Origin of the sequence: Mesorhizobium sp. M0563 (assembly GCF_040321065.1) — a bacterium.
Taxonomy (GTDB): Bacteria; Pseudomonadota; Alphaproteobacteria; order Rhizobiales; family Rhizobiaceae; genus Mesorhizobium.
Window position 1 is genome coordinate 104,835 of the sequence record NZ_JAMYQV010000022.1, and the last position, 9,045, is coordinate 113,879.

General features: G+C 63.7%; 9 protein-coding genes. 6 read left to right on the top strand and 3 right to left on the bottom strand.

Going from position 1 to position 9,045, the window contains the following annotated elements; genetic code table 11:
- Window positions 1-27 precede the first annotated feature (27 nt).
- Together cmk and rpsA are read left to right on the top strand one after the other, a co-directional pair.
- On the top strand, window positions 28-678 hold the full coding sequence (cmk, locus tag NKI50_RS24630; protein WP_352591552.1) for a (d)CMP kinase: 651 nt from the start codon (window positions 28-30) through the stop codon (window positions 676-678).
- 206 nt (window positions 679-884) lie between these two features.
- Window positions 885-2,582 carry a 30S ribosomal protein S1 gene (gene rpsA, locus NKI50_RS24635; protein WP_352495728.1) on the top strand — a complete coding sequence of 566 codons (1,698 nt, stop codon included), beginning with the start codon at window positions 885-887 and terminating at the stop codon, window positions 2,580-2,582.
- Window positions 2,583-2,672: 90 nt separating this feature from the next.
- Here the strand turns inward: rpsA and NKI50_RS24640 are convergent, their stop codons facing one another.
- The 3 genes from NKI50_RS24640 to NKI50_RS24650 are packed head-to-tail and all read right to left on the bottom strand — an operon-like array spanning window position 2,673 to window position 5,863.
- The gene (locus tag NKI50_RS24640; protein WP_023718023.1) at window positions 2,673-3,380 is read right to left on the bottom strand and encodes an SDR family NAD(P)-dependent oxidoreductase; all 708 of its coding nucleotides are present in this window, start codon (window positions 3,378-3,380) and stop codon (window positions 2,673-2,675) included.
- 57 nt (window positions 3,381-3,437) lie between these two features.
- Window positions 3,438-5,018 (bottom strand): 5-guanidino-2-oxopentanoate decarboxylase, encoded by a 1,581-nt coding sequence (locus tag NKI50_RS24645; protein WP_352717853.1) that lies wholly within the window; start codon window positions 5,016-5,018, stop codon window positions 3,438-3,440.
- A complete protein-coding gene (locus NKI50_RS24650; RefSeq protein WP_031193690.1) occupies window positions 5,015-5,863 on the bottom strand; it encodes a dimethylarginine dimethylaminohydrolase family protein in 849 nt (282 codons plus the stop codon). The genes NKI50_RS24645 and NKI50_RS24650 overlap by 4 nt, the downstream gene beginning before the upstream one ends.
- Before the next feature lie 218 nt (window positions 5,864-6,081).
- Between NKI50_RS24650 and NKI50_RS24655 the strand changes: the two genes are divergently transcribed.
- The 4 genes from NKI50_RS24655 to NKI50_RS24670 form a co-directional block, all read left to right on the top strand.
- Window positions 6,082-6,891 (top strand): ABC transporter ATP-binding protein, encoded by an 810-nt coding sequence (locus NKI50_RS24655; RefSeq protein ID WP_023718026.1) that lies wholly within the window; start codon window positions 6,082-6,084, stop codon window positions 6,889-6,891.
- Window positions 6,892-6,945: 54 nt separating this feature from the next.
- A complete protein-coding gene (locus tag NKI50_RS24660; protein WP_352483947.1) occupies window positions 6,946-7,740 on the top strand; it encodes a transporter substrate-binding domain-containing protein in 795 nt (264 codons plus the stop codon).
- Window positions 7,741-7,867: 127 nt separating this feature from the next.
- Window positions 7,868-8,599 carry an ABC transporter permease gene (locus tag NKI50_RS24665; RefSeq protein ID WP_036244431.1) on the top strand — a complete coding sequence of 244 codons (732 nt, stop codon included), beginning with the start codon at window positions 7,868-7,870 and terminating at the stop codon, window positions 8,597-8,599.
- A partial coding sequence (locus NKI50_RS24670) for an ABC transporter permease subunit (RefSeq protein WP_352515997.1) occupies window positions 8,599-9,045 on the top strand: 447 nt, incomplete at its 3' end. The genes NKI50_RS24665 and NKI50_RS24670, both read left to right, overlap by 1 nt.

Here is a 9,045-nt window from a genome sequence, read left to right on the forward strand (position 1 = left end):
AGTGAGGCACTTGCATCGAGGTTTCGAATGACGACAGGCTTCACCATCGCCATCGACGGACCTGCAGGCGCTGGAAAGGGCACCCTTGCCCGACGGCTCGCCGATCACTACCGGCTGAACCTGCTCGACACCGGCCTTACCTATCGCGCGGTAGCGCATTCGCTGCTTCGGCTGGGCCTGCCGCTCGACAATGTCTCGGCCGCTGAAACCGCGGCTCGCCAGGTCGATCTGGCAAAACTCGACCGCGCCGTGCTTTCGGCACATGCCGTTGGCGAGGCGGCGTCGAAAGTGGCTGTCATCCCGTCAGTGCGGCGCATACTGGTCGACAAGCAGCGCGACTTTGCAAAAGCCCCGCCGGGCGCGGTGCTCGACGGTCGCGACATCGGCACCGTCGTCTGTCCCGATGCCGACGTAAAACTCTATGTCACGGCCAGTGCCGAGGTGCGGGCAAAGCGGCGGCTGGATGAAATCGAGAGCATCGGCGGCACTGCCAATTTCGAGGAAATCCTTGCCGATATCGTGCGCCGCGACGAGCGCGACATGGGCCGCATGGACTCGCCCTTGAAACCGGCAGCCGATGCGCACTTGCTCGACACGTCGGAAATGGCTATAGAAGCCGCGTTTCTGGCAGCACGGGCGATCATCGACGACGTCCTGGCCAAGAGAAACAATGCCTGAGGCTGGGTTTTCCTGCCGCCGCCGATTGCCGGCGACAAAAAGAATTCCCATATCGGGCATGAACCAGCCTGCCAGCATTCTTCATGCGCCGGAATTGCCGCCCAAAGGCGGCCAAGGGCTTTTTGCCCGGAACGCCGGCAGGCCAACGCAACACTAACCCACGGCGCCCGCCTCGCGACAGATTGCGGGGCAATCCAGGAGAACCTATGTCAGTTGCAAATCCCACTCGCGATGATTTCGCGAGCCTGCTCGAAGAATCATTTTCCGCCGGCCATTCCGGCGAAGGTCAGGTCGTAAAGGGCGTCATCACCGCCATTGAAAAAGACATGGCTATCATCGACGTCGGCCTCAAGGTCGAAGGCCGCGTGCCGCTGAAGGAATTCGGCGTCAAGGGCAAGGACACGACGCTCAAGGTCGGCGACACGGTCGAGGTCTATGTCGAGCGTATCGAGAACGCGCTTGGCGAAGCCATGTTGTCGCGCGAAAAGGCTCGCCGCGAAGAGAGCTGGGTCCGTCTCGAAGAGAAGTTCACCAAGGGCGAACGCGTCGAAGGCGTCATCTTCAACCAGGTCAAGGGCGGCTTCACCGTCGACCTCGACGGTGCCGTTGCGTTCCTGCCGCGCAGCCAGGTCGATATCCGCCCGATCCGCGACGTCTCGCCGCTGATGCACAACCCGCAGCCCTTCGAGATCCTCAAGATGGATCGCCGCCGCGGCAACATCGTGGTGTCGCGCCGCACAGTGCTCGAGGAAAGCCGCGCCGAACAGCGTTCGGAAATCGTGCAGAACCTCGAAGAAGGCCAGGTGGTCGAAGGCGTCGTCAAGAACATCACCGACTATGGTGCGTTCGTCGACCTCGGCGGCATCGACGGCCTGCTGCACGTCACCGACATGGCATGGCGCCGCGTCAACCATCCGACCGAAATCCTCAATATCGGCCAGACGGTCAAGGTGCAGATCATCCGCATCAACCAGGAAACCCACCGCATCTCGCTCGGCATGAAGCAGCTCGAGAGCGATCCGTGGTCCGAGATCGGCACCAAGTTCCCGATCGGCAAGAAGATCAAGGGTACTGTCACCAACATCACCGACTACGGCGCGTTCGTCGAGCTGGAGCCGGGCATCGAAGGCCTCATCCACGTTTCGGAAATGTCGTGGACCAAGAAGAACGTGCATCCCGGCAAGATCCTGTCGACGACGCAGGAAGTCGACGTGGTGGTGCTCGAAGTCGATCCGGCCAAGCGCCGCATCTCGCTCGGCCTCAAGCAGACGCTGGAGAACCCGTGGGAGGCCTTCGCGCGCAGCCATCCGGTCGGCAGCCAGGTTGAGGGCGAGGTCAAGAACAAGACCGAGTTCGGCCTGTTCATCGGCCTCGAAGGCGATGTCGACGGCATGGTCCACCTTTCCGACCTCGACTGGACCCGTCCGGGCGAGCAGGTGATCGAGGAGTACAATCGCGGCGACATGGTCAAGGCGCAGGTGCTCGACGTCGACATCGACAAGGAGCGCATCTCGCTCGGCATCAAGCAGCTGGCCAAGGACACGGTCGGCGAAGCGGCGACGTCAGGCGAACTGCGCAAGAACGCAGTCGTCACCTGCGAGGTTATCGGCGTGAAGGATGGCGGTCTGGAAGTGCGGCTGGTCGACAGCGGCATCGAGACCTTCATCAAGCGCTCCGACCTCAGCCGTGACCGCGACGAGCAGCGCCCCGAGCGCTTCACTGTCGGCCAGAAGGTCGACGCCCGCGTCATCGCCTTCGACAAGAAGACCCGCAAGCTGCAGGTCTCGATCAAGGCGCTGGAAATCGCCGAAGAGAAGGAAGCGGTCGCCCAGTACGGTTCGACTGACTCCGGCGCTTCGCTGGGCGACATCCTGGGTGCCGCGCTGAAGAAGCAGGGCAGCTAAGCCAACACTGCGCCTCGCGCAGGTTGTAAACGAAACAAAAAGCCCCGCCGGAGCGATCCGGCGGGGCTTTTTTTGCACCCGACCTGAATTTCAGGCCCTGCCGTAAAGCGGCACCAGCGTGCCGCTCATCGCCAGATTGGCCGGCGAAGCGAGGTAGGCAATGGCCTCCGCGGCTGCTTCCAAGCTGACCCATTTGCTGAAATCGGCGCCCGGCATGTCAGCCCGGGTGGCCGGCGTGTCTAGGGTCGAGGGCGCCACGGCGTTGACCAGTATGCCCTTGCCCTTCAGCTCTTCGGCCATCGCCACGGTCATCGCGGCGACCGCCGCCTTGGCGGCAGCGTAAGCCACCTTGCCGGAGCCGCGCCGCGGATCGAGCCCGGCTCGCGCGGTGACATTGACGATGCGGCCCGATACGGAAGATTCCAGCATCGAGCGTATCGCCGCGCGGCAGCACAGGAAGGTGGTGCGGGCGTTGGTGTCCATCATCTCGGCAAAGGAGGCGGGCTCGATCTTCTCGACCGGTGCGGCGGTGAAGCCGCCGGCCAGATGCACCGATGCCCACAAATCCGGAACGCTAGCATAGAAGGCATCGACCTTGGCAGCGTCGGCGAGGTCGACATTGTGCGCCAGCCTGACGCGGTCATGTGCCGGGAAGGGAAAATGGGCAGGCGCGGCAGCGTGGGCATTGGGCACATGGCAAATCGCGCCCTGCTCCAGCAGTTTCCCTACGACCGCGCCGCCAAGCGCCCCGGTGCCGCCGGTCACCACGATATGTCTGCCGTCCAGTGTTTCCGTCATATTCGACCGCTCCGTCGTTGCGCGCCGCCGATGCGGAAGGTCGCGCCTTTCGCGCGATCACTCAACCGAAATCTCGATGACGTAGGGTCGTCCAGCCGCCCGCGCGCGCCGTAGCGCGTCCGCCAAGCCGCCGGCGCCGGAAATCCGCTCGGCGGCAATGCCATAGGCTTCGGCCAATTTGCAGAAATCCGGCGGTGCCGGGGAGACGCCGACCGGCTCGACGCCGACATCGAGCATCGAGGTTTCGATCTCGCGGTAGCCGCGATTGTTCCAGACGGCGAAGATCACCGGCGCCGCCGCGTCGAGCGCGGCGCCCAGTTCCGGCAGGGTGAACTGGAAGCCGCCGTCGCCGGTGAGACAAACGACCGGCGCCTCAGGCCTGGCAAGGGCAGCACCGATCGCCGCCGGCGGGCCATAGCCGAGCGCGCCGAAGCCGGTAGCGGCGTTGAACCAGCCGCCCGGCCGGTCGTGATCGTAATAGAGGTTGGCGGCGTAGACCGGCTGGGTCGAATCGCCGACGATGATCGAGCCAGGCAGCGCATCACGGATCGTCTCGACGGCGCGCAATTGCGCCTGCATAGCTGGGCCAATCTCGGCAAAGGCCGCTTGCCGCGTCGCGGCCGCGCGAGCGGCGCCGTCGCCTGATTGCGCCTGGCCCATGCCGAGTTCGGCATGCAGCGCCTCGAGCGCTGCGCCACAATCGGCCTGGATCGAAATCCGGGCCGGCCGCCTGGTAAGTTGGTCGGCGCCGATGTCGATGCGGATCAGATTGGCGGGTAGGACAAAACCGCCGTCGCCATAGCCGTCATAATCGGTCGGACCGAATTCGGTACCGGCGGCGATGACCAGGTCGGCATCGGCCATCAGCGCACGCACCGCCTTCAGGCTGGGGCTGGCCGGCACGCCAAGCGGATGGCGATAGAGCAGGCCGCGCGCATTGGCGGTCTGGACGACCGGCGCTCCCAACCTCTCGGCCAGGCGCTGCAACGGCGCTTCGGCAGCTTTGGCGCCGCCGCCGGCCAGGATAAGCGGCCGGCGGGCGGCAGCGCAAAGCCTGGCTGCCTCAGTGATCACCGCGGCGCCCGGCTCGGGCGGGGCCGAATTCCGCAGCAGCGCCACGATGCCGGTGGCGGGCATGGTCATGACATCGGTCGGGATCTCGATATGCACTGGCCCCGGACGCGAGGATGAAAAAAGTGCAAAAGCGCGGGCGAGCACGCCGGGCAATTCGCCGGCCTCGGTGACACGGTGCGAAAACCGCGCCACCTTCTCCATCATGCCGCGCTGGTCCGGCAGTTCATGCAGATGGCCAAGGCCCTTGCCCAGCGTCGGCGTGGCGTTGACGCCCGAGATTACCAGCATCGGCACCGAATCGGCGCGCGCCTGGCCCATGGCGGTGATGGTGTTGGTCAGCCCCGGCCCGGTGATGACGAAGGCGACACCCGGCTTGCCGCTGGCGCGCGCATAGCCGTCAGCCATGAAGCCGGCGCCCTGCTCGTGGCGCGGCGTGACGTGACGGATCTTCGACCGCGCAAGCCCGCGGTAGAGCTCGACCGTGTGCACGCCGGGAATGCCGAAGACGGTGTCGACGCCGTGCGCTTCCAGCAAGGTGATGAGCGCTTCGCCGATCGTCGTCATTGTCTTAGCACCGGGCGCGTGAGGCAGGTTGGGCCGCCCTCGCAGGCAATGCACAGCGCATCGGCCTCGAATGTCGAGACCGTACAGCCGGCGGCCTGCATGGCAGCCGCCGTCTTCGGAAAACCGGCAACGGCGATAACCTGGCGCGGCGCGGTCGGCAGGACGTTCAGGCTGAGCCCGCTCGAGGCGAAGAATTCGTCGGCGTCGCCCTCGACCAGGCGAATGCCATGCGCACGCAGCATCTGGTGGAAGGCGACCGGCAGGAGCGGCCCATAGACCAGCGCCAGATCGTCGGCGAGCGGGCTGATCACCGACATCAGATGCAGGCAGGCGTCCTCGCCTTGCCAGAGCGGCAGGTCGAAGCCATAGACCTGGATGCCTTTGGGTGAAAGCAGGTTGGAGAGCTGCTGGATGCCGTGCTGATTGGTGCGTACGCCGCGGCCGACCGCCAGTGTGTTTGCATCCATCCACACGCAGTCGCCGCCCTCGACCTGGCCGGGAGTCTCGATACGGCCGAGGACAGGTATGCCCATGCGCCCATAAGCTGCCTCGTGCAGGCCGGGCTCGGGCCGGCGCAGCGCCTTGCCCATGGCAAGGATGACCGCGCCATGGTCGGTCATCAGCGAGGGATCGTGGGTAAAGACAGAATCGGCAAGCCCGTCATCGGCGTCGCTCAGCCATTCGATCTCGGCGCCTGAGCCGGAAATCAGCCCGGCCAGCGCTTCATGCTGGGCCGCCGCTTTTTGCGGATCGAAGCCGGGACCGTAGTGCCATTCCAGTGCTTCGGCCCGATGCATGGCGCTGGCGGCGGAGCGCATCAGCACGCGCTGCAGCGGCCCGGCCATCGACTGCGACCCGTATGCTTTGCCCACTAAATTCTCCTGAAACGCGCTCCCTCCTGCCAATAGCCACTCGGCAGGCCGTGATCAATGGTCCAAAAACTGCGGTTGACGGAGGCAAGCGGAACGGTCCATCTTGAGAATCGGAACGCTGTCCAGTGACGGGTAATGGGTAATAAATTCCAGCAAGGACTGCCTCGGCTGCTCCGCGGGGCACCGCGACGATGACAGCGCCGGCCACCGCCCTGAAGCATACGGTGCAGAACGGCGCCGCCGAAGCCATCCACGTCGAGAACCTGCACAAGAATTTCGGCAAGCTGCACGTATTGAAGGGCGTTTCGCTGTCGGCGCGCGATGGCGAGGTGATCGCCATCATCGGCGGCAGCGGCTCGGGCAAGTCGACGCTGCTGCGCTGCATCAATTGCCTGGAGAACCCGACCAGCGGCATCATCCGCGTCAATGGCGAAGAGATAAAGCTGAAGGCCGACAGCCACGGCCACACCGTGCCCGCCGACCGCAAGCAGATCGAACGCATCCGCTCCAAGCTCGGCATGGTCTTCCAGAACTTCAATCTTTGGAGCCACATGACGTTGATCGAGAACGTCATCGAGGTTCCCGTGCATGTGCTCGGCGTCAAGCGCGATGTAGCGATCGGCGAGGCGGAAAAGCTGCTCGCCCGCGTCGGCCTGGCCGAAAAACGCGACGTCTACCCCGCCTATCTGTCGGGTGGCCAACAGCAGCGCGCAGCGATAGCCAGGGCGCTGGCCATCAATCCGCGCGTCATGCTGTTCGATGAGCCGACCTCGGCGCTCGACCCGGAGTTGGTCGGCGAAGTGCTGAAGGTGATCGGCGACCTGGCGCGCGAAGGCCGCACCATGGTGCTGGTCACGCATGAGATGAAGTTTGCCCGCGAGGTGGCGACGCATGTCGTCTATCTCCATAACGGGCTGGTCGAGGAAGAAGGGCCGCCGGAACAGATCTTCGGCGCACCAAAATCCGAAAGGCTGAAGCAGTTTCTGCGCAATGTTGGATGACTTGCGAGAAAAGCAGACGGGAACGTCAAAACCAAAAAACGGGAGAACTGAAAAATGAAACCTTTTCTCAAAACGGCGCTCGCGGCCACGCTGATCGCATTGTCGGGCGCATTTTCGGCAAGCGCCGAACAGATCAAGGTGGGTTTTTCGCCGGAAGCCTATCCGCCGTTTTACTCGCAGGATGCTTCCGGCAAGTGGGGTGGCTGGGAAGTCGACATCGTCAACGCCATTTGCGGCGAAGCCAAGCTGGATTGCGCATTGACGCCAGTCCCGTGGGACGGCCTCATCCCGGCGCTTAAAACCAAGAAGATCGATGCGATCATGAATTCGATGTCCATTACCGACGAGCGCAAGAAGGAAATCGACTTCTCCGACAAATACTATAACACGCCGACTGCGGTGATCGGCGCCAAGGATCAGAAATTCGATGCGACGCCAGAGGGGCTGAAAGCCAAGATAGTCGGCGTTCAGGCGTCTACGGTGCACGCCGCCTACGCCAAGAAGCACTTCACCGACGCTGCGGAAATCAAGGAATACCAGACGCAGGACGAGGCAAATCAGGATCTCGCCGCCGGCCGGATCGATGCCACTCAGGCCGATTCGATCGCGCTCGACGCGTTTTTGAAGTCGGACCAAGGCAAGGCGTGCTGCGACCTCAAGGGTTATGTCGCGCCGGACCTTGAAGTGCTCGGGCCGGGCGTCGGCGCCGGCATGCGCCAAGGCGACACCGAGCTCAAGGACAAGATCAATGCTGCCATCAAGGCCATTCGGGCCAATGGCAAATATGCCGAAATCACCAAGAAGTACTTCGATTTCGACATCTACGGCGAAGCGTCGCAGTCCAACTGACGGCAACGGCGTCAAGCCGGGCATGCCTAGCCGCCGTCGTCGCGGTGGGCATGTCCGGCTTGACGCATCATTGGCGCCTCAACCCGCAAGTCCAGGGGGACATAAGCTGAGCGACGTTCTCGCCACCATGTTCGGAGCCAGTTCGCTGGAATTGCTGTCCTTCGAACCGCCGAACGGCAGGGGTCTCAGCCTTCTGCATGGGCTGGCAAACTCCGTCGGAATTGCTTTCGGTTCCTTTGGGGTTGGTCTTTTGATCGGCGTCGGCGGCGCCTATGGCAAGCTCTATGGCGGGCCGGTGGTCCGTGACCTGCTGGAAGTTTACACCACAGTGGTCCGCGCCGTGCCCGAGCTGGTGCTGATCCTGCTGCTTTATTTCGCTGGTACCGACCTCATCAACCAGTTGCTTACCGCGCTCGGCTATGCCGCGATCGACATCAACGGGGTTGTCGCCGGCATAGGCGTGCTCGGGGTCGTGCAGGGCGCCTACTCCACCGAAGTCTTGCGCGGCGCAATCCGCGCCGTTCCGCAAGGCCAGATCGAAGCCGCGCGGGCCTATGGAATGCCTCCCGGCCTGCTTCTCAGGCGTATAACGCTGCCGGCGATGCTGCCCTTCGCCATTCCGGGGCTGGCAAATTTGTGGCTGATCGCCACCAAGGACACCGCGCTTCTCGCGATCGTCGGCGTCAATGAACTGACCCAAACCACACGGACGGCAGCCGGCGCGACGAAGGCTTATTTCACCTTCTTCATGGCGGCGGGCGCGCTTTATCTCGTTCTGACCCTCGTCTCCAACGTCGTCATCGGGCGGGTTGAGCGCTGGGCGCGACGCGGCATGCCGTCGATCGCGGGATCGCACTGATGGCGACCGAAACCCCGGTCATTGACGCCGTCGCACGGGCCTCGCTCTGGATGCAGCCACACCGCATAGCTCTGATCCTGATCGCGCTGGTTGTCGTACTGGCATCGATTTTCCTCATGCGCTGGGATTGGCTTCCCACCTATCTGCCGCTGGCTTTGCAAGGCATATGGCGGACCATCTGGCTGCTTGTGGTAACGTCGGCTCTGGGCATCGCGCTCGCCATCCCCCTCGGCCTGGCGCAGGTGATCGGCCCGCCGATCTTGAGCGTGCCGGCCAAGGTGTTCTGCACGATTGTTCGCGGCACGCCGCTGCTGCTCCAGCTCTGGCTGCTCTACTACGGACTGGGTTCGCTGTTTCCGCAATTTCCGTGGATACGCGAGTCGTTCCTCTGGCCCATTCTAAGGCAGGCATGGCCCTACGCCGTTCTTTCTCTGACGATCTCGTAT

What these genes read in the sequence shown, in the direction of transcription:
- NKI50_RS24665 (WP_036244431.1), top strand. Translation starts at nt 7,868, where the DNA reads ATGTTCGGAGCCAGTTCGCTGGAATTGCTGTCCTTCGAACCGCCGAAC.
- NKI50_RS24645 (WP_352717853.1), bottom strand. Translation starts at nt 5,018, where the DNA reads ATGACGACGATCGGCGAAGCGCTCATCACCTTGCTGGAAGCGCACGGC.
- NKI50_RS24650 (WP_031193690.1), bottom strand. Translation starts at nt 5,863, where the DNA reads ATGGCCGGGCCGCTGCAGCGCGTGCTGATGCGCTCCGCCGCCAGCGCC.
- rpsA (WP_352495728.1), top strand. Translation starts at nt 885, where the DNA reads ATGTCAGTTGCAAATCCCACTCGCGATGATTTCGCGAGCCTGCTCGAA.
- NKI50_RS24655 (WP_023718026.1), top strand. Translation starts at nt 6,082, where the DNA reads ATGACAGCGCCGGCCACCGCCCTGAAGCATACGGTGCAGAACGGCGCC.
- NKI50_RS24660 (WP_352483947.1), top strand. Translation starts at nt 6,946, where the DNA reads ATGAAACCTTTTCTCAAAACGGCGCTCGCGGCCACGCTGATCGCATTG.
- NKI50_RS24640 (WP_023718023.1), bottom strand. Translation starts at nt 3,380, where the DNA reads ATGACGGAAACACTGGACGGCAGACATATCGTGGTGACCGGCGGCACC.
- cmk (WP_352591552.1), top strand. Translation starts at nt 28, where the DNA reads ATGACGACAGGCTTCACCATCGCCATCGACGGACCTGCAGGCGCTGGA.